Here is a 23,568-nt window from a genome sequence, read left to right on the forward strand (position 1 = left end):
GATGGCTCTATTGAAAGTTCGGCCATCCTCGACCAAATAGCACCGCGTCCAGGGTCCAGGTCCTTGGACTGCTCGATCAAGACCCCATGCCAAAGAATATGCGCCTTGCGCAGTTTCGCAATAGGGACTTGGGGCATGACGTTGATTAGGACCGTCAGTCGTTGTCCGTGCGGCTTTACGCTGACTGCGACTCAGCCTGTCACGTCTTCGGCGGCCCGCAGCGTCCTTTCAGCACGGCGATCTCGGTCTCATGGTCGCCGCCGGACATTGATGAGACCGGCACGCCAATGAGGAAGACGCCAAGCGCGTCACCCGTAGCCGCCTTGTTCTGCTGGTTTGTCAGAACCGCCAGGCGCTCTTTGTCGGCTTGCGTGCAGGGGCCAGCATTGGGCACGCCTGCTATTTTGTCCGGTGGTGTAGCGCAGCCTGCAACGCAAACGATCGTAGCAACGGTTAAAGCAAACCGCTTTATAGTCCCCCCCAAAATCTCAAACCCGCTGCCAACGTTGCTTAGCTTGGCACGGATGGCAAGCGGTCAAACTCGAATTCGACAACAAAATGCAAATGGAGCATTATGCCAGCCGGTGTCGGGGAATGCCTCAATGGATTTGCGATCGTATTTTGCCGCGGTGAGCGTAACACTTTTGTCGGGTTGTGCTGCCGACTATTTCAACAATTACGACACGATGACGCTTGCGTCCGGCGACGCAAACAACACCAATTCGCTTTTGCAAACGGTCGATCCGTTTAATCCGCACAGCAACAACACGCATATCGAAGGCGTCGGGCAACGCAGCGTGGCTGTTGTCCAACGCTATCGCGTGCCTACAGCTTCGCCGCGCATGTGTTTCATTCGCCCTATTAGACCCGGCCGAACCCATTGCGTGGCGGGCCGCTTCATGCCCTTCGGCATGGCATCGGCTGGCGCGAGCCGGTAGCGTCAGTAATGCCGACATTTCAATACCTGTCCGGCTTCGCCCGCAACGATGGCTGTCCCACCGATCAGACCTCAGCGACTCCAGGGCCGACCGCGCAGGGTGCGGCAAGATCGGCCGCTCCGATGATGGCAACCCGACCATATCTCGACTCAAGCGGGAGCAGCAGAGCGACCCGATGGTGACATTTGGAATCTAGCCGTTCCGCGATCCTGCCAGCGGAACGCACGTGGCTCTTCCTCGTTTTTGGCTCTGAAGGGAACCATGAAACGGAGACAGAACGATGAGAAAGCTTTTGTTACCCGTTGTGACAGGCGCCCTTGTCGCCTTGTCTGGCGCAGCTTTTGCCGACACTCCCGTATCAGCCGCTACAAACCTTAATGTTCGCGCCGGTCCAGGCTCGCAATATCCGGTCATCGGCGTGCTGCGGGCAGGCCAGACGGCCACATTGAACGGCTGTCTGCAAAACTCGAAATGGTGCACCATCGCCGAAGCTGGTGGTCAGGGCTGGGTTTATTCCGACTACGTTACCGCAGAATTCGGTGGCAATCGGGTCGTCTTAACCGAGCGACCGGCCAATTCCGGCATCGCGGTCGTGAAACCTCCTCGCGATCAGGCTGATGCCGGAGCCGTCGCTGGTGGCGCCACCGGAGCGATCGCCGGCGCTATCATCGGAGGACCGGTAGGCGCTGCTGTGGGCGGCGCGGCGGGGGTCGTTGGCGGCGGCGCAGCCGGCACCGTGATCAATCCGCCCGAACAGGTGCGCACGTACATCAGCGCGCATCGGGTCAAGCCTGTTTACCTTCAAGGAAAGGTTGTAACCGGCGCGACCTTGCCTGAGACGGTGGCTCTACAGAAGATCCCGAACTACCGCTACCGCTATGTCTATGTGAACAACCGACCGGTGCTGGTTGAGCCGTCGACGCGCCGCATCGTGTATGTGGAACGCTGAAAGTGCCAATCGGCAATGAATACCGACCGCCGGGCGGGTTGCACGGCGGTCAAGCCGAGGCGGGTGTTGACGGCAACACACGACCGCGAACAACGACACCGTCGATTTATGGTGAACATCTCCGGCGTTGGCTGCGTCGTTCACGCAATGCCGCCGAGACATCGGCGGCGACCGGCCGGCGGAAGTGGCGGCCGGCGCTAGGAATGTGGCGGCGCACGGCTTCCAGGCGCTCAAGATGAACGGCACCTCGGAACTGCAGATCGTCGACAGCCACGACAAGATAGACACGGCTATAGAGCGCGTCGCCATGGTGCGCGAGGCGGTCGGGCCGAATATCGGCATGGCCGTCGATTTCCACGGCCGCGTGCACCGGCCGATGGCGCGCATCCTGGTCAAGGAGCTGGAGTCATACCGGCTGATGTTCATCGAAGAGCCGGTGCTCAGCGAAAACCGCGAGGCGCTGAAGGAGATCGCCGCGCTCGGCTCGACGCCGATCGCGCTCGGCGAACGGCTCTACAGCGGGTGGGACTTCAAGTCGGTGTTCGAGGAAGCGGTGTCGGCCGGATCTGTCGCACGCCGGCGGCATCACCAAAAGCCGCAAGATCGCGGCGATGGCCGAAGCCTATGACGTGGCTGTGGCGCCGCACTGTCCGCTCGGGCCGATCGCGCTGGCCGCATGCCTGCAGCTCGACTGAAGCGACCGTCGACGGAAGAGGTCGCCACCGGGAGAGGCAATCGAGCTCCTCAACGCGAAGCTCCCCCGACTGTTGTCGGCAGCATTCTATTGGATGATACCTGCTGGAAATACGCGCTCCGCTTGCGGGCAGAATAGAGTGGAAGGGAAGTTGCGGCTGCCCTCTTCTATCCTATTGCGCCGCCAGCGCCGTCACTTCCCGCCGGAAAGGCAGGGCGTCACCAATATCGGCCTCGTCCAGCTCGCGGGCGAAGCGGTGGCCGGCATAGGTTGCCCAAGCGATCGGCCCCGGCGCTTCGGCATCGCCGATAACCTTGATCGAACGGATGCCGTTGCCGGCCCACTCGTTTTCCCGGGCTTTCAGCGCGCGCCAAACGGCATCGTCCTGATTGCGCGACGTGACCAGGACCACGGCATCGGCTGCCACCTCCTGCCGCGCGCCGGTATAGACGCAGGCCGTCACGACGCCACCTGACGCGATGGTCGTGAGAGTCCTGTTGAGGACGATATCTGTCCCCAGCGCCGCCAGGCGGCGGTGGATGGCACCCTGCTCTAGCGTGTTGCGGGTCCAGTCTGAGACATAGGCAGACGGCGTTACCAACGTCACCTGCGCACCCTGCCGCGCCATCAGCTCCGCCAGCACGCCGCCCATGTAGTAGTGATCGTCGTCGAACAGCACGACCTTGCCGGAAGGCACCTTGCCTCCCATCAGATCGTCGGGCGTGTAGACCGGCATGGCGGCGTCGATCGGCATTGGCACGACATGGGCGCGCGCGACGCCGTCGCGCCGCCAAGTCGATCCAGTAGCGATGGCGACGTTCTGGAAGCCGAAGGACAGGACGTCGTCCGCCGACAGCCGGCTTTCGAAATAGATGTCGACATTCGGCATCTGGCTGAGCTGATACTGGCGATAGTCGCGCACCCTGCCCCAGGCCGACAGGCCCGGAAGCAGGCATTCACGCGCCACGCGCCCGCCGAGCGCGGTGCCGGCTTCCGCTATCGCGACCTGATAGCCGCGCAGGCCGAGCGCGCGGGCGGCCTCCAGTCCGGCAGGCCCGGCGCCGACGATCAGCGCGCTGTCGCTATCGCCCTTGGCTTGCATGCGCTCCGGATGCCAGCCCTTGCGCCATTCCTCCATGAAGGTCGGGTTCTGCGTGCAGCGCGAGATCGACATTGTCATGTCGCCGGTGATGCAGATGTTGCAGCCGATGCATTCGCGGATGTCCTCGATGCGGCCCTCCTTGACCTTCCTTGGCAGGAAAGGATCGGCGATCGACGGGCGAGCGCAGCCGATGAAATCGAGCGTGCCTGATTTGATCATCCTCACCATCACGTCCGGCGAGGTGAAGCGGCCGACACCGACGACCGGCTTCGAGGTCAGCTCCTTGACGCCGGAGACCAGGCTTTCTTGCGCCGCCTCTTCCTTGAAGCGCGACGGCCCCGAACAATCGTCCCAGGCGCCGTGGGCGAGGTCCCAGAGATCGGGCAGCTCGGCATGCATCTCGATCATGTCGCGCACTTCCGAATTGGCGAAGCCAAGCTCGCCGATCATCTCGTCCAGCGATAGCCTGAGCGTCAGGCCGCACGTGTCGCCGATCGCGTCGCGCCCTTCCTCGATCAGCTCGCGCATCAGTCGCGAGCGGTTTTCCAGCGAGCCGCCATATTCGTCGCTGCGCTGGTTGGTGGCGGTCGACAGGAAATGCTGGATGATGCCGAAGCCATGCGCGCCGTAGAGGCATACCAGGTCGAACCCCGCGTGCCTGGCGCGCTTGAAGGCGTTGCGGTGCCAGCGGCGCAGGTCGCGGATGTCCTGCTTGTCCATGGCGCGCGCCTGCACCGGATCGTTGGTGAAGGTGCGGATCGGCAAGGCCGAAGGGCCGCGCGGAACCTCCTTGGTGTAGAGGTTGGGACCGTTGATGCCGGAATAGGCAAGCTGTATGCCGGCGAGCGCGCCATGTTCGTGCATGGCCTTGGCCATTTTGGCCAAGGCCGGAATATCGGCGTCGTCCCACAGCCTGAGCTCGATGAAGGGCGTGATCTCGGAGGTGTGATGCATCTCCGTCTGCTCAGTGAAGATGACGCCCCATCCGCCTTCGGACTTCATTCGGCGCATCTCCGCCGCGGCTGACGGATCGCGATAGCCGCCTCCATTGCAATGCGGAACCTGGTAGAAGCGGTTCTTGGCGGTCACCGGACCGATCTTCATCGGCTCGAACAGAATGTCGTAGCGTGGGTCGCGCATGTAATCCTTCCATCGGCTTGGCGCTGCCGCTGCTGCCGAGATTACTCATAAGTTGGCACGGGCGCGGGAAAACTACGGAATTCTTCTGTGCGGATTAGGACGCGCCTAATCGCCCTTGCATGGATTAGCCTCAGATGAAGCGAGGCTGAGCCAAATGCGACTTCAGGACCGCCGCGGCGCGATGTAGAGAACGGCTGCGGCAACGGGACCGGACAGGAATGGACAGCGTCAGAATACTCGAGAGGTTGATCGCCTTCCCGACGGTGAGCCGCGACTCGAACCTCGACCTCATCGGCTATGCGGTGGACCTGCTTCGAGCAAACGGCATCGCCTCCCAGATCATCCACAGCGCCGACGGGCACAAAGCCAATCTTTTCGCCACGATCGGGCCGGCCGATAAGCCCGGCATCATGCTCTCCGGTCACACGGATGTCGTTCCCGTCGACGACCAGAACTGGACGCTGCCGCCATTCGCTATGACCGCGCGCGACGGCAAGCTTTACGGGCGCGGCGCGGCGGACATGAAGGGTTTCGTGGCCTGCGCGCTCGCGGCAAGCCTCAAGGCCTCGAAAATAGCGCTTCGCACACCCTTGCATCTGGCGCTCTCCTACGACGAGGAGATCGGATGTCTCGGCGTGCGCGACCTGATCGAAATGCTAAGCGCGGCACCCCAACGCCCGCTGCTGTGCATCGTCGGCGAGGCGACCAACATGCAGGTGGCGACCGGGCACAAAGGCAAGCTCGCGGCGCGCGCCCTCTGCAAGGGACGCGAAGGCCATTCGGCGCTCGCTCCGCTGGCACTCAACGCCATCCATCTCGGTTGCGATTTCGTGCGCGCGCTGCGCGACGAACAGGACCGGTTGGTCCGTGACGGCGCGCGCGACGGCGACTACGACATTCCCTACACGACCGTGCATGTCGGCAAGATCAATGCCGGCGTGGCGCTCAACATCGTGCCCAACCTTTGCGTGGTCGATTTCGAGATCCGCAACGTCGCCGCCGATGATGCCGCCGGCATTCTCGACAGGCTGTGCATTGCCGCGGCGCGCATTGCCGCTGATGCCGCTTCAATCGCGCCCGAAGCCGCGATCGACATCGAGATCACCAACACCTACCCGGGCCTCGACACGCCGGTCGCTTCGGAAGCGGTCGCCTTCGTCAAATCGCTGACCGGCGCCAACGATACCATGAAGGTCGCGTTCGGCACGGAAGGCGGATTGTTCAGCCGCGATCTCGGCACGCCGGCCGTCGTGTGCGGACCGGGCTCGATGGCGCAGGGGCACAAGCCGGACGAATTTATCAGCGTCGAACAGCTGCGGCGTTGCGACGAGATGCTGGAGAGGCTGCTGTCGCGGCTCGCCGACGGCTGGCCGTGACCCTCCTCATTTGACGATGCGTTCGGTGCCGAAGACGCCCTGCTCGACGACGAAGCGGCGACAGTGGTCGATGAAGGCTTGCACCGTCAGCGTGCGATGCTCGGCGTTCGGCAGCGCAATTCCCATGGTCAGCGGCCTGATGTCTCCCAGCAAGGGCACGAAGACCAGCAGCTTGCCGTCGGGCGACATGGTGTTGAGCGGCCGCATGTTGGCGATGCCGTAGCCGAAGCCATTGGCGACCATCGAGCGCATCACGGCGATGTCGCCGGTGCGCTCGGCGATTTTTGGCCGAAGTCCCTTGGGCTGGAAAGCCGACAGGAAATATTCGCGGCTGTAGGGCAGATCGAGCAGCACCATCGGCTCATCGACCAGTTCCTCGGGGGTGATGCCCGTCCTCCCCGCCAGGCGATGCGCGGCCGGCAGCATCACATAGGCGGGCAGTTGCATCAGCGGCTCGAATGTCATGTCCTGCGACAGTTCGAGATCGTAGGTCAGTGCTGCGTCTATTTCACCACGCTGCAGCATCTCGAACAATTGACCCTGGTTGCGCTCGAACTGCCGGACGCGCACGTCCGGATAGGCGTCCTCGAATTTCCGGCGCAACGCCGGCAGCACGATCTGCGCGAAAGTCAAAAGGCAGCCGATTGCCAGCGGTCCGCGCACCTTCTCCGCGATATCGCCGGCAATGTCATGCAGCGCATCCGCATCGTTGAGCAGCCGCGCGGCTTCCTTGAGGAACAGGCGTCCGCCCGCCGTGAGTGCAAGCGCGTGCGAATGCTTGCGCACGAAGAGCTGGACGCCGAACTCCGCCTCGAGCTGGGCGATCGAAGCCGAGATCGACGGCGGCGAGACGTTCACCTGCTCGGCCGCCTTGGCAATAGAGCCCGCCTCGCCGACGGCGACGAAGTACTCGAGTTGTCTGAGCGTGAAACGAAGCGGCATGGGCTTCTATGATGCCCGTTTGGTCGCTGCAATCAAGTCGCGGCCGCTTCTCAGTACTTGATCCAGGTGGTTTTCAGCGCGGTGTATTTGTCGAGCGCGTGCAGCGACAGGTCGCGCCCGAAGCCGGACTGCTTGAAGCCGCCGAACGGCGTCATCGGGCTCAGCGCATCGACGGTGTTTATCGACACTGTGCCCACGCGCAGTCGCTCCGCAATGCGGTGTGCCCGCGACAGGCTGTCGGTCCAAAGCGATGCCGCAAGGCCGTAGACGCTGTCATTGGCAATCCGGAGCGCCTCCTCTTCGCTATCGAAGGCGATGACCGACAGGACCGGACCGAAAATTTCGTCGCGGGCGAGCGGATCCTCGGGCGAGACATTGTCGAAGATCGTCGGCTGCACGAAGCTGCCGCGCCCGTCGACGGCCACCCGGCGGCCTCCGGCGACCAGCCGGGCTGACTTCCTGCCGCCATCGATAAAACGCATGACCGTCGCCGCATGCCGCGCATCCACCATCGCACCCATCCTGGATGCCGGGTCGAGGGGATCGCCGGGTTGCGTCGCCGCCGCGCGCTCGGCCAGTTTCTCGACCAGCGCGTCCTTGATGCCGCGCTCCACCAGAAGCCGGGAATTGGCTGAGCAGACCTGACCCTGGTTGAAGAAGATGCCGAAGGCGGCCATGTCGGCAGCCGCGTCCAGGTCGCCGCAATCCGCGAACACCAGATTGGGGCTCTTGCCGCCGGTCTCCAGCCAGACCTGCTTCATATTCGACTGGCCGGAATATTGCAGGAACAGCTTGCCGACCGCGGTCGACCCGGTGAAGGCGAGGCAATCCACATCCATATGCCGCCCAAGCGCCTGGCCGGCGGTCTCACCCAGGCCGGGCACAACATTGAGCACGCCGGCGGGCAGGCCCGCCTCCATAGCGAGTTCGGCCAGCCTGAGTGCCGAGAAAGGTGATTGCTCGGCCGGCTTCAGCACCACCGAATTGCCCGCCGCCAGCGCAGGCGCGCATTTCCAGGTGGCCATGTCGAGCGGGAAATTCCAAGGCACGACGGCGCCCACGACGCCAAGCGGCTCGCGCCGCACCAGAGCTAGGTCACCCTGGCCCGTCGGCGCCACCTCGTCATAGACCTTGTCGATCGCTTCGGCATACCACTGGAAGATCGCCGCCGAGCCCGGCACGTCGATGGTGGCGGCATCCTTGACCAGCTTGCCCATATCCAGCGATTCCAGCAGCGCGAGCTCCTGCAGGTTCTCGCGCAGCAACTCCGCCAGCCGCAGCAGCACCTGCTTGCGATGCTGGGGACTCGTTCGCGACCAGACGCCGGCCTCAAAACTGCGCCGCGCCGCCGCGACGGCGAAATCGATATCCTCCTCCCCGCAGGAGGCGACTTCGGCGAGCGTCGCTCCCGTGGCCGGATTGACGCTGGCGAAGGTCCGGCCGGAGCGCGCCGGCACCGGCTTGCCGTCGATGAACGCCTTGTCGCGGAAGCGAATCGCGGACGCCTTGCCGACCCACTCCTTGTGGCTGAGTTCGCTCATGCTCGCTCCAGAACTGGTCGGACTATTCGTCACCGGGGACGCCGTAGCTCGGCGCGTCGGACGGATTGAGGGCGCGGGTGACATAGGCATCGAGCTGGGGCTTATAGATCTCCCACAGCGTTGCCAGCTGCTCGATCGGACACGCTTCCGTCCAGTCGCAGCGCAGGTCGGCGACGGGCCAGGACACATCGCGGACCAGCTTCATGCCGGCGGAGCGGACAGGCCCCGCCTCGCCGCCGGCATGAAGCGCGGCGCGCATCGTGACGATCAGCCGGTCGCCGAGATGGCCTTCGGAGGCAAGGAAGGCGTCGACCATGGCACGCGGGATGCCGTCATTCGCGAGCAGGTTGCCTCCGCAGGCAACGTCCTCGCCGTGCGCCTCGGCCCAGATGCCGAGCGCTTTCGGCCCGGAGTGGATCGCGCTGACGCCTGCGGCGTCGACCGCCAGCACCTGACGGTATTCACTGAAGGCGGCCGTGCGCTTCAGGATCGCGACAGCCTCCGCGGCGGAGGCGCCGCGCGCCATCAATTCCAATGCCCGCGGCCCGAGTGTCGGGTCAGTGACGTTCTGGCTGGCGACCGCGCCGACGCCCGCCTGCGCATAGGCGCAACGCGCCGCGACCGCGGGAGACGACGACGACACCGCCACGCCGAACATGCCCGTGCGCCTGCAGCGCGCGACGATAGAAAAAGTCATGGCGCTTTAGTCCGGAATGACGGCGGTGCCGTCGATCTCGACCAGCCATTCCGGCCGCGCCAGCGCCGACACGACCAGCCCGGTCGAAACCGGATGTACGCCCTTGATGTATTCGCCCATCGTCCGGTAGACGGCTTCGCGGTGGCGGACGTCGGTGATGTAGACCACCACCTTCACCAGATGCTCCATCGTGCCGCCGCACTCCTCGATGAGCTGCTTGATGTTCTGCATGACCTTATGGGTCTGCTCGACCGGATCGTGGCTGTCGATGTTCTTGGCGGTGTCGAGATCCTGCGGGCACTGGCCGCGCAGATAAACGGTGCGGCCGCCGCGCGTGACGACCGCCTGGCAGAGATCGTTGTCGAGCTTCTGCTCGGGATAGGTGTCCTTGGTGTTGAATTTGCGAATTCGCGTATGCGCCATCTTGGTCTCCATCAGGGATCGGGCTCGCAGCTTTGATCAGGCGTCCACGGTCTCGCGCGTCGCGGCGGCGTGGTAGGCGAGATATTTGCGCTGCGTCGAAATACGGTCGGCCACGTGTTTGGCATCGTGCCAGACGCCCCAGATGAAGCTCGAGCCTCTGCGCGACTGCCAGGGCAGACCCAGGAAATAGATTCCGGGCTCTGTCGAGACGCCGCGCTGATGCCTTGGTCGGCCCCTCTCGTCGAAAGCGTCGACCTTCAGCCAGCTGTAATCGACGGCGAAGCCCGTCGCCCAAATGATCGTCGCTACCCCGGCTTCGGCAAGATCGAGCTTGAGGATCGGATTGGTCACGCATTCCGGGTCGGAATCGATTTTGCGAAGATCAGGTTCTTCCGGAAGGTCGAGACCATTGCGCTCGACATAGGCGTCGGCCTCGTCCAGCAGCGACATCAGGCTGGCATCGCCCCTGGCAATGTTCTTCGCAAGATCCGGCGCGAAACTCATCACGCCGTCCTGGTACGTCTTTGTCATGCCGACAAGCGTAAGCCCCTCCGCCGCCAGACGGCGGAAATCGATCGTCTCGCCGCCGCGCGCGCCGCTCACCGCGATCGTGACATGCTCCGTGCCGGGCCCTGGAGTTTCGAGATCCCATTTGCCGAGGACGCCCAGCCACCAGCAGAAGTCGCGCCCGCGATAGGCGCGCGGCGGACGATCGTGCGGGCCGACCGAGAGATAGACGCGCCTGCCTGAGCGCTGCAACTCATCGGCAATCTGCACGCCCGAGGATCCCGCTCCGACCACCAGCACCGCGCCCTTCGGCAATTGCGCCGGGTTGCGATAGGCGCTGGAGTGGATTTGCAGGATGCCGGCATCGGCAGGAACGAGCGGTGGGATGACCGGGACCTGGAAAGGCCCGGTCGCGGCCACGACGCTGTTGGCTTCGATCACCCCATCCGAGGTCTCGACGCTAAATCCAGGACGGCCGACATTCCTTTGCACGAGCTTGACCTCCACGCCGCAGCGGATCGGCGCATTGATCTGCTTTGCATAGGCGACGAAATACTCGGCGACCTCCTCCTTGGGAGGAAAACCGTCGGGACCCGTCACCGGAAACTCCATGCCCGGAAACCGGTCATGCCAGGCCGGGCCATTGGCGACCAGGGAGTCCCATCGCTGCGAGCGCCAGCGCTCGGCGATCCGGCCGCGCTCAAGCACAAGATGAGGCACCCCGCATTTGCTCAGATGCTCGCTCATCGCCACCCCGGCCTGGCCGCCGCCGACGACGAGCGTGTCTACCTTCTCAACCGACATGCTCGGTCCTCTTCTGACCATCCGACAGCTTCCGCCGCGTGGGATGAAAACGATCTCGGGCAGTTGGTGGATGCAGCCAGGCTGCGCCATCCCACCGCTCCTCTGCTGGCGCTCACAAGTAGCAGCACGTGCCGGCGGGCGCCCATAACGAATCTCCGAAGTCACGCGTAACCATTTCCGAATTTCTCGCACCGATAGACGCACCTAGAGTCCCGGCGGTCGGATCGACAGCGCTGCATGAGGTGGCGGGCGAAGCCGGACATGTGTCCGCGCGGAACTGGTTCCGGAACAAGGATACGCCTTCGCGGCGGCCGGTTCTGCCATGCCTCGAGCGCCGGCATTCTCGAGGGGCTGGGCATGAAAACCGAAAGCTTTGACTACATCGTCGTTGGCGCCGGCTCGGCCGGTTGCGTGGTCGCCAATCGGCTGAGCGCCGATCCGTCGGTCACAGTGTGCCTGATCGAGGCCGGCGGCAGCGACAACAGTCTGCGCGTCAAGGTGCCGGCGGGCATCCTCTCGCTCTACGGCAACCCGAACTACGACTATTGTTTCGTCGGCGTGCCGCAGCCCCACCTCAACAACCGCAGCATTCCGGTCAACCGCGGCAAGGCGCTGGGCGGATCGAGCTCGATCAATTCGATGGTCTATATTCGCGGCGCCGCCCAGGACTATGACGAGTGGGCCGAACTCGGCTGCGCCGGCTGGGCTTATGACGATGTGCTGCCGGTATTCAAGAAATTGGAGCGCAACCTGCTTGCCCAGGACCCACGCTATCACGGCAGCGACGGCGAGCTTTTGGTCGACAATCCCCGTGATCCGAACGAGCTTTCCGCCATGTTCGTGAAAGCTGGCGCAAGCGCCGGTCTGCCTGCCAACACCGACTTCAATGCCGCAAGCCAGTTCGGCCTCGGGATCTACAACGTCACGCAGGATCGTGGACAGCGCTTCAGCAGCTTCAGCGCCTTCATGCGTCCCGTCCTCGATCGCAAGAACCTGACGCTGCTCAGCCAATGCGAGGTGATCGACCTCGTCATCGCCGGGGGTCGCGCCACGGGAATGCGCGTGCGGCACGAGGGCCAGCAGAAGCAGCTCTCGGCCAACCGCGAGATCGTGCTGTCGGCCGGCGCCATCAACTCGCCCAAGATCCTGATGGCATCCGGCATCGGGTCGGCAGCCGAGCTCAAGCAGATCGGCATCGCGCCGATCCTCGACCTGCCGGGCGTCGGCAAGAACCTGCAGGACCATGTCGATGGCATGATCACCGTGCGGTCCAGAAGCACCAGGACGCTCGGCCTCTCACTCGCCAACCTGCCGCGCATGGCAGCGGCGCCCTTCCAGTATTTCGCCCGCCGCAAGGGCATGCTCACCACCAACTACGTCGAAGCCGGTGGCTTTGCGAAGACCAAGCACGCGAACGGCCTGCCCGACATTCAGTTCCATTTCGTGCCGGGCTATCGCAGCCATCGCGGCAGGCTGATCGAATACGGCCACGGCTACGCCATTCACACTTGCGTGCTCAGACCGAAAAGCGTGGGCGAGATCAGGTTGTCGCGCGACAATTCTCGCCGCGACGTCCTGATCGACCACCGCTTTTTCACGCATGAAGACGACGCCATGGTGCTGGTGGAGGGCCTCAGGATCGCGCGCCGGATTTTTGCCTCGTCCGAGTTCGACGCGGTGCGCGGCCAGGAGATGCTGCCGGGCAAGGATGTCCGAACCGACGACGAGATCCTGGCCTATCTGCGCGCCGAGGCGCTGACCGTCTATCACCCGGTCGGAACCTGCAAGATGGGAACGGACGACATGGCCGTCGTCGATCCAGCGACACTCAAGGTGCGAGGCGTGGACGGACTCCGGGTCGCCGATGCCTCCGTCATGCCGAAGCTGATCGGCGGCAACACCAACGCGCCAAGCATGATGATCGGGCAAAAGGCTTCGGAGATGATCCTCGGCCCGGCGCGCAACGCCGAAAGGTAGAGGCCGTCTCACCCTTCAACATCGGGGCAGATCGGCGTTCAGCACTGCTGGACTGCCTCGACTTTTGCTCTTGGAAATTGCGCTCAGTGATCCTCGTCGATCTCGTCGTGCAGAAGGCCAAGGATACGGCGCTTGAGCGCGATGAAGTCGGGTTCGAGGATGACGTCCATCGAACGCGGCCGTGGGATGTCGACTTTGATCTCGGCCTTGATCTTGCCGGGCCTTGCCGTCATCACCAGAACGCGGTCGCCGAGCACCAGCGCCTCGTCGATATCATGAGTGACGAAGAGCACCGTCTTCTGCTGCCGCTCCCAGACGCGCAGAAGCAGCTTCTGCATGGTGCCGCGCGTCTGGCTGTCGAGCGCGCCGAACGGCTCGTCCATCAACAGGACAGCCGGGTCATTGGCCAGGGCGCGCGCGATCGCCACGCGCTGCTTCATGCCGCCCGACAACTGGGCGGGGTAGTGGTCCGCAAAGGACGCGAGGCCGACCTCGTTGAGATACTGGTTGACGATCTGCCTGCGTTGCTCCGCAGGCAGCCCCTTGCGCTTCGGCCCGTATTCGATGTTGGCGCGCACCGTGAGCCACGGGAACAAGGTGTAGCTCTGGAAGACCATGCCCCTGTCGGCGCCGGGTTCGATCACTTCCCGGCCGTCGACCTTGATGCTGCCCGAGGTCGCGTCATTGAGGCCGGCGGCGAGGTAGAGCAGGCTGGATTTGCCGCATCCCGAAGGACCGACGATCACGCAGAATTCATTCTTGGCCACCTTCAGCGACACATCGTCCAGCGCCAGCACGCCATTGGCATCGCCATAGCGCAATGTCACGTCCTCGATGGCCATCGTGGTGCCGGCCGAACGCGGATCGCCGGCCGCATGGGCCGTGCCGGCCAAATTGTTCGCCTTGACGGTTTCGGTCATCACTACCCTTGATCCGGCTGCGTTTTGCGAGGATGCGTTCAAGATCAAGGTGCCCATGGCGCGACCCTTGCCCGGAGAATGCGGAATGCCGTGTCGGTGATCAGGCCCAGAAGCCCGATTGCGGCGATCGCCATGAAGATCACATCCACCTGGAAGCCGCGCATTGCCTTGAGGCTGATATAGCCGAGGCCGCTCGACGCGGCGACGAGCTCGGCAACGACCAGATAGGTCCAGGCCCAACCCATGGTGACGCGAAGCGTGTCGAGGATCGCCGGAAGCGCTGCGGGGAAAATGACGTGCCACACCGCTTCTGAGCGCTTGGTGCCCAAAGTGTAGGAGGCGTTGACCAGGTCCCTGGAGACGCTGCGGGCGCAGTCGGAGATCATCACCAGCTGCTGGAAGAACGTGCCGAAGAAGATGACCGCTATGCGCTGTTCGATGCCGATGCCGATCCAAAGGATGAACAGCGGCACGAAGGAGGTCACCGGCAGGTAGCGGATGAAGTTGACCAGCGGCTCCAGCGGCGCCTGCACCGCCCGGTAGGTGCCCATCCACAGTCCCAGCGGCACCGCGATCAGTGACGACACGATGAAGCCCAGGATGACCACTTTGGCGCTGGTCAGCGTGTGGTAGAAGAGGCTGCCGTCGAGCGACATGCGGTAGGCCGTCTCGAGCACGGTTCCGGGCGTCGGCAGGAACATGTTCGGCACGACGCGGCCATAGGACAACAAGGCCCAGCCGCCGATCACGACGACCCACATCGCCAAAGCGAGCGTGGTTGCCGTGCTGGCGGGGATATTGGCGAATGGAGTCGTCAGGCGCGTCCACGCCGTCCCCCTTTGTGCCATAAGATGGCCTCCGTGATTTAAGCGCGAAGCTGAAGCTTTCGGGAAAAGGGAGGCCGGCCCCGGAGAGGCCGACCAGATCCGGCTTTGGGAAGATGGGACCGGCCCGGCCGGGCGGGCCCCGCCATTCCGATGGCTCACTGTTCCTTGATGAAATCGGTGTCGAGGATGGTTTTCGAGTCGATCGTCATCTTGAGCTTGCCGGCCTTGCCCCAGACGTCCTGCGCGAAGTTCACCAGGTCGGCCGCTTCGCTCTTCTGCGGCGTGCCGAAGAATTCCAGGTTGCGGGCGCGGTCGTAGTAGCGCACGCCCTTGGCGCCGGCCGCGAAATCCTCAGGCTTCTCGAGATAGCCGCCAATGCCCTTGGCCATGATCTCATAGGCCTTGTCCGGGTTGGTCTTGATGTATTCGACCGCCTTGTAATAGCCCTTGACGAGGGCCTTCACGTCCTCGGGGTGCTTCTCGATCAGGTCGCATTTGAGCGCGATCACATCGACGATCAGGCCGGGCGTGGTCGTGGAGTCGATCAGCACCTTGCCCTTGCCGCCCTTGCGGACTTCGGTGAGGTGCGGCTCCCAGGTCACCGCGGCGGGAACCTGTCCGGCGATGAAGGCCGTCGCGGCGTCATCGGCGGTCATGTTGGTGACGCTGACATCGTCCTCGGTCATGCCTTCCTTTTTCAGGAGCACATTGAACCAGAATTCGGAAACGGAGCCCTCGTTCAGGGCGACGGGCTGGCCCTTCAGATCCTTGAGCGACTTGACGTCGGCCTGCGTGACGACGCCGTCGCCGCCATGGCTGTCGTCGAGCGCCACGACATATTTGAAGCAGAGCTCGTCGGAGCGGTATTTCATGAGCTCGTCGACGGTGGAGGCAGCGCCGTCGAGATCGCCGCCGGCAACCGCCGCCATGTAAAGCGCCGATTCTTCGATGACCTTCAGGTCGACATCGACGCCGGCCTCCTTGAAATAGCCGAGGTCGCGGGCGAGAAACAGTGGCCCATAACCCACCCAGGTGGTCATGCCGAGGCGAATGGCGCCGGCATTGGCGGGAGCGGCAAGCCCCAGGCTGAGCAGGCCTGCGCTGACCGCCGTCATCAGGCAATTGCGGAATGTCTTCATTGTCGTGGTTCCCCATGGCTGTTGCCGGCATCGGCCCCTTTCAAGCGGCCTATGCCAGGCGGCGTTTTGCGGCCGCTCTCTTGTTATGCGTCGCCTCCCGGGCGCGCCTTATGTGTTCTAGACCTGCAAAAGAGCATCCGGGCCGGATCGCCAAAAGAAGTCTTTTTCTGTCCTTTGCTTCGCCGAAACCGAAGCAGCGGCGATCTTGGCTCACTTGTAAAGCGAAGCAGCGAAGGAGCCTGGCCGACAGGCCGACATCATGACTGGAAGCTTTTGAGATGGATCAGCGACTTTCCAAGCGTCGCGGGTCTTGAGATGCCGATTGATTCCCTTGAGACGCCGACGCAGGCTTTTCGAGCAGCAATGTATTTTTTGCCGGTCATCTGTTCAACAAGATATCCGCTGCTGACGCTGGAGGCCTGGAACAAAACCATCGCCGTCAACCTGACCGGCGTGATGCTCAGCGTGCGCGCCTTCCGCCCGACAATGCGCGATGGCGGCGCGATCGTGCTCTTGATGCCACTCGCCGATGCCTACACGGCCTCCAAGGCCGCGCTGGTGGCGCTCACGCGCTTGTGGTCGGTCGACTATGGCGTTTCGGCATCCGGGCAAACTGCATCTGCCCGGGGCCGACCGCCGCGGAAATGATGTCCGGCGTCATGGAGGCCTTATCGACCAACCAGCAACTGCAATTACCGCAGCAACGCATGGCCCGCCCGGAGCAAGTGGCGAACCTGATCGTGTTCCTGGTCTCGCCGGAAGCGTCTTACATTTCCGGCGCCATCATCCCGGTCGATGGCGGCGCAGCCGCCCATAGTCCCGGCATGCCTTTCCCTAAGCGCCGTGACAATAAGTAAATGCCAACACTCAACCGCGGCATTCGCAAAAGCCCGACGTTTTCCAGGTGCGTCAATCGTTCGGCCTGCTTTTGGGCAGGGCTGAGATGCCCGTGTACGTCAGAACAGGCGCAAAGCTGCCGTTCCGTAGAAGATAAATGCGGTCGGCGAGTGGCAGATCAGCTTCTTGAATCAACTTTGGCGAACTGCTTCCTAGCCCCTTGGCGAATAACGATTTTGTTAGTCGCCGAGGCCGTCGTTTCCTACAGGAAATCAATACGTTAGCGGCTGGTTCGCCACCCCATTTCCTTCGTATTCTCTCGTATGGTCTGGCGAACCTTATGACGATGAACGAGATTAATGCTGGCTAGGGATATCGATTAGCGGAGAGCCAAGAATTCTCCTGGTCAATGGCCGAAAGGGGCCGCAAGCGGGCTGGCGGGTTATGGCGTTGTCCATGTTTGGACGTTCAGATTGCAAAGGCTAAAACCTTCCAAGTCGAACATCAACCTACCCGAGAGTTTGGCTCGCCAGAGCATAGGTCTTCGGCATAACCGGGCCACCTGCAGCAAAATCGCTGATGCGTTTGCCCATCGACATAGTGAGCACCGTATCGAAAACTGGCATTCCAGCGTGCGACAGAAAGGCGGCGAACTCGCCACTGTCCATGTGGGTGTCGACCCGAAGGAAAGTCCCCGAATGGTCGGCCACGTGCGGCCGGACGATCGCCACAGCGTCGGCGTCGCTTTCGGCCACGACCGGCCCCACGACATGGCCCCGCCCGAACGGCCGGCAAAGCGCGAAAGCAGTCAGCTTGTTTCCGTCGAAAAGCCCGTAACCGAGCGAATGCTCGAAGAGCTTTTCAATCAGCGCCGTCCGGCTCACGCCGAACGCCGACGCGTCGAGAGCGATCGCCGCGGGAACATCGCTTGCGTCCAGCGTCCGGATGTCGCGACGCGCCTCAGTCGGGTCGCCCATCACCGGCAGGCGGACGACGCCCTGGCATTGAAACACGGTCTTCTCAGGCTGGAAGTCCAGCGAAAGATATAGCCGCCGCGCGGCGCGGGTCGCGTTGAGGCGCAGGTCGCGCCCAGGGATCTTGTCGAAGACCCGCTTCATCAGCCATTGCGCCGCTCCCAGCGTCTGAAGTCGTGGCGAGGTGATGACCATGCCGACCGTCGCCAAACCGGCGCCGTGAGCGAACCACATGGCGGAACCCAGAACGCGGCCGATCTCGTCGAGCGCCACGAAGCCTTGTCCCGTTTCGCGCAGGAATTGCCAGTCCTCGGCCCGATGCGGCCACCCCACCGACAGGGAGAGCGCATGCAAGCGGTCCAGCTCGACGGCTTCGATGTCGGCGATCCGCATCGAGAAGGCATCGATTTTCAAGCTTTCGGACGGCTTCAATTCCTTGCCTCTGAAAGATTGCGCAGCGGGTGACGCAAACGCCCCTTGCCCTGCCAACGCTAAACAACCAGACCGATACGATTTGCTCGAATGCCGCGCGCCAACGCAAGATTCGACTGAAACACTTCCGCTTTCGGCACGCAATCGCGAAAGAACGCGCCCATGCTCTGCGGCAATTCTGCAGTTATGGCCAGCGGGACCGAGCCCGTAAACCCAAAAATGCCTTGAGGGTCTGGAATGGACGTCTTTGACATCCTCGACCGTCTTGTCGCCTTTCCGTCGGTCGCCGGCAAGTCGAACGGCGACATTGCGGGCTGGATCGCGGCCTATCTCCACGAACATGGCGCTGAGGTCACCCTGCTTCCCGGGCCGGAAGGCGACCGTTCCAATCTTTTCGCGACAATCGGCCCCGCCGATGTTCCTGGCTATGTCCTTTCCGGCCACATGGACGTCGTCCCCGCCGGCGAGCCGCAATGGAGCTCGCCGCCTTTCGCCCTGCGTCGGGAGGGCGAACGGCTGTATGGACGCGGCACAACGGACATGAAGGGGTTTCTCGCCGCCGCGCTTGCGGCCGCGCCCATGCTCGCGGGACTGCGCCTCGCCCGGCCGATCCACCTCGCCTTCTCCTATGACGAGGAGGTCGGGTGTCGCGGCGTGCCGCATCTGATCGCCCGCCTTCCCGAACTTTGCGCCAAGCCGCTCGGCGTCATCGTCGGCGAGCCGAGCGGCATGCGCGCTGTGCGCGGCCACAAGGGCAAGGCGGCCGCCCGCGTGACCATAAGGGGGCGCTCAGGCCATTCCTCTCGCCCCGATCTAGGTCTCAATGCCATCCATGCGATGGCCGATGTCCTGAGCACGGCCGTGAGCGAAGCCGGAGGGCTGATGCACGGCCCGTTCGATGCGGCCTTTGAGCCGCCCTATTCCTCGCTGCAGGCCGGCGTGATCGCCGGCGGCCAGTCGGTCAACATCATCCCCGATACCTGCACGCTGGATCTGGAGGCGCGCGCTGTACCCGGCATTGATCCGGCCAGCCTGCTCGCGCCCGTCAAGGCGAGGACCGGGGCCATTGCCGCCAAAGGCTATCGTGTCGAGTGGACGCCGGTCAGCGCCTATCCGGCGCTGTCGCTGCCGCAGGACGCGCCGCTGGCGGCGCTGTTGCAAGAGCTGACCGGCCAGACGCCGCTCGCCGCCGTCAGCTACGGCACCGAGGCCGGGCTGTACCAGGCCGCGGGGCTGGACGCGATCATCTGCGGCCCCGGCGACATCGGCCGCGCCCACAAGCCGGATGAATACATCTTCGCCAGCGAACTCACCGCCTGCCGGCAGATGATCGACGCGCTGGGCGCGCGTTGCGTGGGCTGAAGGAGCAGCCGGAATGACCTTCCTGTTCAACTCCGATGCGCAGCGCGGTGCGGTCTTTGCCGAGGTCTTTGCTAGCGAATTGCCCGACCTGCCCTTCGCGATGGACCCGGCGACGGTCGATCCCGACGCCGTGCGCTATCTGATCACCTGGACCGTTCCGCAGGACCTCTCCCGCTACAGGAATCTAGAGATCCTGTTTTCCATCGGCGCCGGCGTCGACCAGTTCCGCTTCGATGCAGTGCCTGCGAGAGTGAAGATCGTGCGCATGATCGAGGAAGGCATCGTGCGCATGATGCAGGAATATGTGACGCTCGCCGTGCTCGCTCTCCACCGCAACCTGCCGACCTATCTGTCACAGCAGCGCGCCGGACAGTGGCGCGACATCCCGCAACTCCAGGCAGCATTGCGCCGGATCGGCGTGCTCGGCCTGGGCCAACTCGGCCAAGCTGTCCTCGACCGGCTGAAACCCTTCGGCTTCCCGCTCGCCGGCTGGAGCCGCTCGCCACGGCAGATCGAGGGCGTGGCCTGTCATCATGGCGAGCTCGGATTAGAGCAAATGCTGGCAACCAGCGACATCCTGGTCTGCCTGCTGCCATTGACCGAGGAGACGCGTGAACTTTTGAATGCCGGCCTGTTTGCGAAACTGCCTGAAGGGGCGTCTCTCGTTCATACGGGTCGAGGCCCGCAGCTCGACCAAGAAGCGCTTGTCGCCGCGCTCGATAGCGGCCATCTGTCGTCGGCGATGATCGACGTGACCAATCCCGAACCGCTGCCCGCGGGACATCCGTTCTGGTCGCATCCGAAGATCATCCTGACTCCGCATATAGCCAGCGTCACCCAACCCGCGAGCGCCGCGCGCGCCGTAATCGACAACATCAGGCGCCACCGCGCCGGTCTCGATCCCATCGGGCTCGTCGACCGGTCGCGCGGTTATTGAAATTCAACTGGAAAGGCCATCCTTTGTCCCTGCTCAAGTCCATCGATATCAACCCAAGCTTTTCGCCTCGCGAATCGAACGCGTTGCCAGAGCGGCTGATTGCCGGCGACCCCGCCTTCAAAACCTGGGCTCAGGACGTCGCCAAGGACGACCTTGTCCATACCGGCGTCTGGGAGGCTACGCCCGGCGAAACGCGCTCGATCAAGGGGGAGACTTTCGAGTTCTGCCATATCCTCGCCGGCGTGGTCGAAATCACGCCCGACGCCGGCGAAAAGGTGACCTACCGGGCCGGCGACAGCTTCGTCATGAAGCCGGGCTTCACCGGTGTCTGGAAGACCATCGAGACCGTGCGCAAAATCTACGTCACGGTGGGCTAGCGAGCGTCTGCACAGGCCACGACCTCCGCGGAAGATTTTGCCGTCTCTTGTCCCCGGCACGCAACATTCGTCGGCGGCGGATCACCGAACAGCGCATGCTGCGTGCCGGCACGGGCTAGGCTCAGGCCAATCCTGCCAAGTGGGTTGCCCATGAGCCTGAGCTTCAATCCCGATACAATCGCCCATCCCGTCGGCCACTTCATCGATGGGGAGCTGGTTTCGGCCGAGGGAGCGATGGAGATGCGCCGTCCGTCCGATGGCAAATCCTATGCCGCCTGCCCCGTGGCCGGTGTGGATTTGGTCGACCGGGCGGTGGAAAGCGCGAAGGCCGCGCTGAAAGCCAGCAACTGGGGCGGCGTCCGCCCGCGCGAGCGCACCAAGGCGCTCCACGCCTGGGCCGATCTGATGGAGGCGGAGGCCCAAACGCTCGCCCGAATCGAGGCCCTGAGCTCGACCCGGCCCGTGGGCCAGCTCGTCGCCGGCGACATCGCCGTCACCGCCGAGCAGATCCGCTTCTTTGCCGAGTTCGCCGACAAGGAAGGCAGCGAGCTGGTGCCGACCGACGACGCCAGTCTCGGCATGATCATGAGCGAGCCCTATGGCGTGGTCGGTGCGATCACGCCGTGGAATTTTCCGATCTCGATGGCCGGATGGAAACTCGGCCCGGCGCTGGCCGCGGGCAATGCAGTCGTGCTGAAGCCGTCGGAAATGACGCCCTTCTCGGCTATCTACATGGCAGAGCTTGCGGTCAGGGCCGGCCTGCCGTCGGGGCTGATCAACGTGGTGCTCGGCGACGGCCCGACGACCGGCACGGCGCTCACCGGTCATCCCGAGATCGCCAAGGTCAGCTTCACCGGTTCGACCCGCGCCGGCTCAGCCATCATGGAGAACGTCGCCCGCACCGGTGTCAAGCCGATGACGCTGGAGCTCGGTGGCAAGAGCCCGCAGATCGTCTTTGCCGATGCCGATCTCGACAAAGCGGCGACTGCAATCGCCGGCAGCGTCACTTTCAATGCCGGCCAGGCCTGCGTGGCCGGCACGCGCCTGATCGTCGAGAAGAGCGTGGCCGACCGGCTGACGGCCTCGATCCTGGAAAAGATGAAGGCCGTGCGGCCCGGTCCGACCTGGGAGGAGACGACGCAATATTCGCCGATCATCTCGCACGGGCAGCGGGCGCGCGTTGATGGCATCGTGCGAGCCGCTGTCTCCGCCGGCGGCGAATGCCTGATCGGTGGCGGGGCCATGGAAGCTCCCGGCTATTTTTACGAACCGACGCTGATTGCCAATGTCAGTCAGGGCAATCCGGCGATCGTCGAGGAGATCTTCGGCCCGGTCCTGACCGTCCAGACCTTCGACAGCGAGGAGGAGGCGCTGGCGCTGTCCAGCCATCCGACCTACGGGCTGGCCTCCGGCCTGTTCACCGCCGACCTGTCGCGCACGATCCGTTTCGCGCGCAGGCTCGAGGCGGGCACCGTCTGGGTCAACCGCTACAGCCGCTCGCGCGACCACATCCTGCCGACCGGCGGCTACAAGCGCTCCGGGATTGGCAAGGACCTTGGCCGCGAAGCCTACCTCGCCAATCGCAGGACCAAGAGCGTCCTGATCACCCTGTGAAGAGATGTCGATGAAAACCTACTCTATTGCCCTGATCCCCGGTGACGGCATCGGCCCCGACGTCATTGCCGCTGCCTGGGCGGTGTTGGAAACGGTAGCCAAGCAGGGAGGCTTTTGCCTTGCAGGCACGGAGTTCCCCTGGTCCTGCCGCTTCTTCAAGGAGACCGGCCGCATGATGCCGGAGGACGGAATCGACACCTTGCGCGGCTTCGATGCCATCCTTCTCGGCGCCGTCGGCTGGCCGGCGGAGGTGGCGGATTCCGTCTCGCTGCACGGCCTGCTGCTGCCGATCCGCAAGGCCTTCGTGCAATACGCCAATATCCGGCCGCACCGCCTGCTGCCGGGCGTCAGAGGTCCGCTGCGGGCCGAGAGCTTCGACATCCTCTGCATCCGCGAAAACACCGAAGGCGAATATTCCGGCGCCGGCGGGCGCGTGCATCAGGGCACACTGGACGAGGTCGCTGTGGAGACCTCGATCTTCACCCGGGCCGGCGTCGAGCGCATCCTGCGCTTCGGCTTCGAGCAGGCGCGGTCGCGGCACGGCAAACTCGCCTCCGTCACCAAGTCCAATGCGCAGAAATACTCGATGGTGTTCTGGGACGAGATCACCCGCAAGCTGGCGGCGGAATATCCTGATGTCGCCGTCACCAGCTATCATGTCGACGCGCTCGCCGCGCGCATGATCATGGCGCCGGAAAGTCTCGACGTGGTCGTCGCTTCCAATCTCTTCGGCGACATCCTGACGGATATCGGCGCGGCCATCCAGGGCGGGCTCGGCTACGCGGCTTCCGCCAACATCAACCCCGACCGCTCGGCGCCGTCGATGTTCGAGCCAGTGCACGGCTCCGCGCCCGACATCGCCCATCTCGGCATCGCCAATCCGATCGCCACCATCTGGTCCGGCGCCATGATGCTCGATCACCTTGGCGAGAAGGATGCGGCCGGCCGCGTCATGAAGGCGCTCGAGGCGACAACAGCGCAAGGCATTGGCACCGCCCCTGGCAAGGACAGCACGGAAGCCATCACAGCCGCCGTCGTCGCGGCGCTCACCTGATTTGC

General features: G+C 63.8%; 20 protein-coding genes and 2 pseudogenes. 11 read left to right on the forward strand and 11 right to left on the reverse strand.

Features of this window, described 5'->3' with window-relative positions; genetic code table 11:
* Positions 1-199: 199 nt before the first annotated feature.
* Positions 200-394: a hypothetical protein gene (locus tag LB538_RS12020; protein WP_095813132.1), complete on the reverse strand. Its 195-nt coding sequence runs from the start codon at positions 392-394 to the stop codon at positions 200-202.
* 208 nt (positions 395-602) lie between these two features.
* Here LB538_RS12020 and LB538_RS12025 point away from each other — a divergent pair, with 208 nt between their 5' ends.
* The 3 genes and pseudogenes from LB538_RS12025 to LB538_RS12035 all read left to right on the forward strand — a co-directional run.
* Positions 603-938, forward strand: coding sequence for a hypothetical protein (locus LB538_RS12025; RefSeq protein WP_224523303.1), 336 nt, complete (start codon positions 603-605; stop codon positions 936-938).
* A gap of 280 nt (positions 939-1,218) precedes the next feature.
* A complete protein-coding gene (locus LB538_RS12030; protein ID WP_140839352.1) occupies positions 1,219-1,887 on the forward strand; it encodes a DUF1236 domain-containing protein in 669 nt (222 codons plus the stop codon).
* A 160-nt stretch (positions 1,888-2,047) separates the two neighbouring features.
* Positions 2,048-2,579, forward strand: a pseudogene (locus LB538_RS12035) (enolase C-terminal domain-like protein); the annotation flags it as partial.
* A 174-nt stretch (positions 2,580-2,753) separates the two neighbouring features.
* Here the strand turns inward: LB538_RS12035 and LB538_RS12040 are convergent.
* Positions 2,754-4,823 (reverse strand): NAD(P)-binding protein, encoded by a 2,070-nt coding sequence (locus LB538_RS12040; protein ID WP_224523304.1) that lies wholly within the window; start codon positions 4,821-4,823, stop codon positions 2,754-2,756.
* Between the two features lie 218 nt (positions 4,824-5,041).
* Between LB538_RS12040 and argE (LB538_RS12045) the strand changes: the two genes are divergently transcribed.
* Positions 5,042-6,199: an acetylornithine deacetylase gene (gene argE, locus LB538_RS12045; protein WP_224551441.1), complete on the forward strand. Its 1,158-nt coding sequence runs from the start codon at positions 5,042-5,044 to the stop codon at positions 6,197-6,199.
* A 6-nt stretch (positions 6,200-6,205) separates the two neighbouring features.
* Here the strand turns inward: argE (LB538_RS12045) and LB538_RS12050 are convergent, their stop codons facing one another.
* Genes LB538_RS12050 through LB538_RS12070 form a run of 5 tightly spaced genes read right to left on the reverse strand, consistent with a single transcriptional unit; the run spans position 6,206 to position 11,113 of the window.
* Positions 6,206-7,141 carry a LysR family transcriptional regulator gene (locus LB538_RS12050; protein ID WP_140839358.1) on the reverse strand — a complete coding sequence of 312 codons (936 nt, stop codon included), beginning with the start codon at positions 7,139-7,141 and terminating at the stop codon, positions 6,206-6,208.
* Positions 7,142-7,191: 50 nt separating this feature from the next.
* Positions 7,192-8,682, reverse strand: a complete 1,491-nt coding sequence (locus LB538_RS12055) for an aldehyde dehydrogenase (RefSeq protein WP_224523306.1) — start codon at positions 8,680-8,682, stop codon at positions 7,192-7,194.
* A 22-nt stretch (positions 8,683-8,704) separates the two neighbouring features.
* Complete coding sequence (locus LB538_RS12060) at positions 8,705-9,379, reverse strand: DUF1028 domain-containing protein (protein WP_224523307.1); 675 nt, start codon at positions 9,377-9,379, stop codon at positions 8,705-8,707.
* A 6-nt stretch (positions 9,380-9,385) separates the two neighbouring features.
* Entirely contained in the window at positions 9,386-9,802 is a 417-nt protein-coding gene (locus LB538_RS12065) for a RidA family protein (RefSeq protein ID WP_224523308.1), read from the reverse strand.
* A gap of 36 nt (positions 9,803-9,838) precedes the next feature.
* Positions 9,839-11,113, reverse strand: a complete 1,275-nt coding sequence (locus LB538_RS12070) for a flavin-containing monooxygenase (protein ID WP_224523316.1) — start codon at positions 11,111-11,113, stop codon at positions 9,839-9,841.
* A 357-nt stretch (positions 11,114-11,470) separates the two neighbouring features.
* Between LB538_RS12070 and LB538_RS12075 the strand changes: the two genes are divergently transcribed.
* Complete coding sequence (locus tag LB538_RS12075) at positions 11,471-13,090, forward strand: GMC family oxidoreductase (RefSeq protein WP_224523317.1); 1,620 nt, start codon at positions 11,471-11,473, stop codon at positions 13,088-13,090.
* Positions 13,091-13,173: 83 nt separating this feature from the next.
* On the opposite strand, the gene LB538_RS12080 is transcribed toward LB538_RS12075, so the two are convergent.
* The 3 genes from LB538_RS12080 to LB538_RS12090 all read right to left on the reverse strand — a co-directional run bounded on the left by LB538_RS12080 (position 13,174) and on the right by LB538_RS12090 (position 15,976).
* The gene (locus LB538_RS12080) at positions 13,174-13,932 is read right to left on the reverse strand and encodes an ABC transporter ATP-binding protein (RefSeq protein ID WP_224523357.1); all 759 of its coding nucleotides are present in this window, start codon (positions 13,930-13,932) and stop codon (positions 13,174-13,176) included.
* Between the two features lie 122 nt (positions 13,933-14,054).
* Positions 14,055-14,858 (reverse strand): ABC transporter permease, encoded by an 804-nt coding sequence (locus tag LB538_RS12085; RefSeq protein ID WP_224523319.1) that lies wholly within the window; start codon positions 14,856-14,858, stop codon positions 14,055-14,057.
* A 134-nt stretch (positions 14,859-14,992) separates the two neighbouring features.
* A complete protein-coding gene (locus LB538_RS12090; protein ID WP_224523321.1) occupies positions 14,993-15,976 on the reverse strand; it encodes an ABC transporter substrate-binding protein in 984 nt (327 codons plus the stop codon).
* A gap of 363 nt (positions 15,977-16,339) precedes the next feature.
* On the opposite strand from LB538_RS12090, the pseudogene LB538_RS12095 reads away from it, so the two are divergent.
* Positions 16,340-16,833 (forward strand): annotated as a pseudogene (locus LB538_RS12095) (SDR family oxidoreductase).
* Between the two features lie 489 nt (positions 16,834-17,322).
* On the opposite strand, the gene LB538_RS12100 reads toward LB538_RS12095, so the two are convergent.
* A complete protein-coding gene (locus LB538_RS12100; protein ID WP_224523359.1) occupies positions 17,323-18,180 on the reverse strand; it encodes a GNAT family N-acetyltransferase in 858 nt (285 codons plus the stop codon).
* Positions 18,181-18,456: 276 nt separating this feature from the next.
* On the opposite strand from LB538_RS12100, the gene argE (LB538_RS12105) reads away from it, so the two are divergent.
* The 5 genes from argE (LB538_RS12105) (at position 18,457) to LB538_RS12125 (ending at position 23,563) form a co-directional block, all read left to right on the forward strand.
* Entirely contained in the window at positions 18,457-19,581 is a 1,125-nt protein-coding gene (gene argE, locus LB538_RS12105; RefSeq protein ID WP_224523322.1) for an acetylornithine deacetylase, read from the forward strand.
* Positions 19,582-19,594: 13 nt separating this feature from the next.
* Positions 19,595-20,518: a 2-hydroxyacid dehydrogenase gene (locus tag LB538_RS12110; RefSeq protein ID WP_224523323.1), complete on the forward strand. Its 924-nt coding sequence runs from the start codon at positions 19,595-19,597 to the stop codon at positions 20,516-20,518.
* Between the two features lie 23 nt (positions 20,519-20,541).
* Positions 20,542-20,895 carry a cupin domain-containing protein gene (locus LB538_RS12115; protein WP_224523324.1) on the forward strand — a complete coding sequence of 118 codons (354 nt, stop codon included), beginning with the start codon at positions 20,542-20,544 and terminating at the stop codon, positions 20,893-20,895.
* Between the two features lie 150 nt (positions 20,896-21,045).
* Positions 21,046-22,509 (forward strand): aldehyde dehydrogenase family protein, encoded by a 1,464-nt coding sequence (locus LB538_RS12120; protein WP_224523325.1) that lies wholly within the window; start codon positions 21,046-21,048, stop codon positions 22,507-22,509.
* Positions 22,510-22,519: 10 nt separating this feature from the next.
* A complete protein-coding gene (locus LB538_RS12125) occupies positions 22,520-23,563 on the forward strand; it encodes a tartrate dehydrogenase (RefSeq protein WP_224523326.1) in 1,044 nt (347 codons plus the stop codon).
* The last annotated feature ends 5 nt before the right edge of the window (positions 23,564-23,568 follow it).

This window comes from Mesorhizobium sp. Ca11 (assembly GCF_020165275.1).
GTDB lineage: Bacteria > Pseudomonadota > Alphaproteobacteria > Rhizobiales > Rhizobiaceae > Mesorhizobium.

Excerpts from the sequence above, each read along its gene's own strand:
- LB538_RS12025 (WP_224523303.1), top strand. The coding sequence starts at position 603 with ATGGATTTGCGATCGTATTTTGCCGCGGTGAGCGTAACACTTTTGTCG.
- LB538_RS12030 (WP_140839352.1), top strand. The coding sequence starts at position 1,219 with ATGAGAAAGCTTTTGTTACCCGTTGTGACAGGCGCCCTTGTCGCCTTG.
- LB538_RS12040 (WP_224523304.1), bottom strand. The coding sequence starts at position 4,823 with ATGCGCGACCCACGCTACGACATTCTGTTCGAGCCGATGAAGATCGGT.
- argE (WP_224551441.1), top strand. The coding sequence starts at position 5,042 with ATGGACAGCGTCAGAATACTCGAGAGGTTGATCGCCTTCCCGACGGTG.
- LB538_RS12050 (WP_140839358.1), bottom strand. The coding sequence starts at position 7,141 with ATGCCGCTTCGTTTCACGCTCAGACAACTCGAGTACTTCGTCGCCGTC.
- LB538_RS12055 (WP_224523306.1), bottom strand. The coding sequence starts at position 8,682 with ATGAGCGAACTCAGCCACAAGGAGTGGGTCGGCAAGGCGTCCGCGATT.
- LB538_RS12060 (WP_224523307.1), bottom strand. The coding sequence starts at position 9,379 with ATGACTTTTTCTATCGTCGCGCGCTGCAGGCGCACGGGCATGTTCGGC.
- LB538_RS12065 (WP_224523308.1), bottom strand. The coding sequence starts at position 9,802 with ATGGCGCATACGCGAATTCGCAAATTCAACACCAAGGACACCTATCCC.
- LB538_RS12070 (WP_224523316.1), bottom strand. The coding sequence starts at position 11,113 with ATGTCGGTTGAGAAGGTAGACACGCTCGTCGTCGGCGGCGGCCAGGCC.
- LB538_RS12075 (WP_224523317.1), top strand. The coding sequence starts at position 11,471 with ATGAAAACCGAAAGCTTTGACTACATCGTCGTTGGCGCCGGCTCGGCC.
- LB538_RS12080 (WP_224523357.1), bottom strand. The coding sequence starts at position 13,932 with ATGGCCATCGAGGACGTGACATTGCGCTATGGCGATGCCAATGGCGTG.
- LB538_RS12085 (WP_224523319.1), bottom strand. The coding sequence starts at position 14,858 with ATGGCACAAAGGGGGACGGCGTGGACGCGCCTGACGACTCCATTCGCC.
- LB538_RS12090 (WP_224523321.1), bottom strand. The coding sequence starts at position 15,976 with ATGAAGACATTCCGCAATTGCCTGATGACGGCGGTCAGCGCAGGCCTG.
- LB538_RS12100 (WP_224523359.1), bottom strand. The coding sequence starts at position 18,180 with ATGCGGATCGCCGACATCGAAGCCGTCGAGCTGGACCGCTTGCATGCG.
- argE (WP_224523322.1), top strand. The coding sequence starts at position 18,457 with ATGGACGTCTTTGACATCCTCGACCGTCTTGTCGCCTTTCCGTCGGTC.
- LB538_RS12110 (WP_224523323.1), top strand. The coding sequence starts at position 19,595 with ATGACCTTCCTGTTCAACTCCGATGCGCAGCGCGGTGCGGTCTTTGCC.
- LB538_RS12120 (WP_224523325.1), top strand. The coding sequence starts at position 21,046 with ATGAGCCTGAGCTTCAATCCCGATACAATCGCCCATCCCGTCGGCCAC.
- LB538_RS12125 (WP_224523326.1), top strand. The coding sequence starts at position 22,520 with ATGAAAACCTACTCTATTGCCCTGATCCCCGGTGACGGCATCGGCCCC.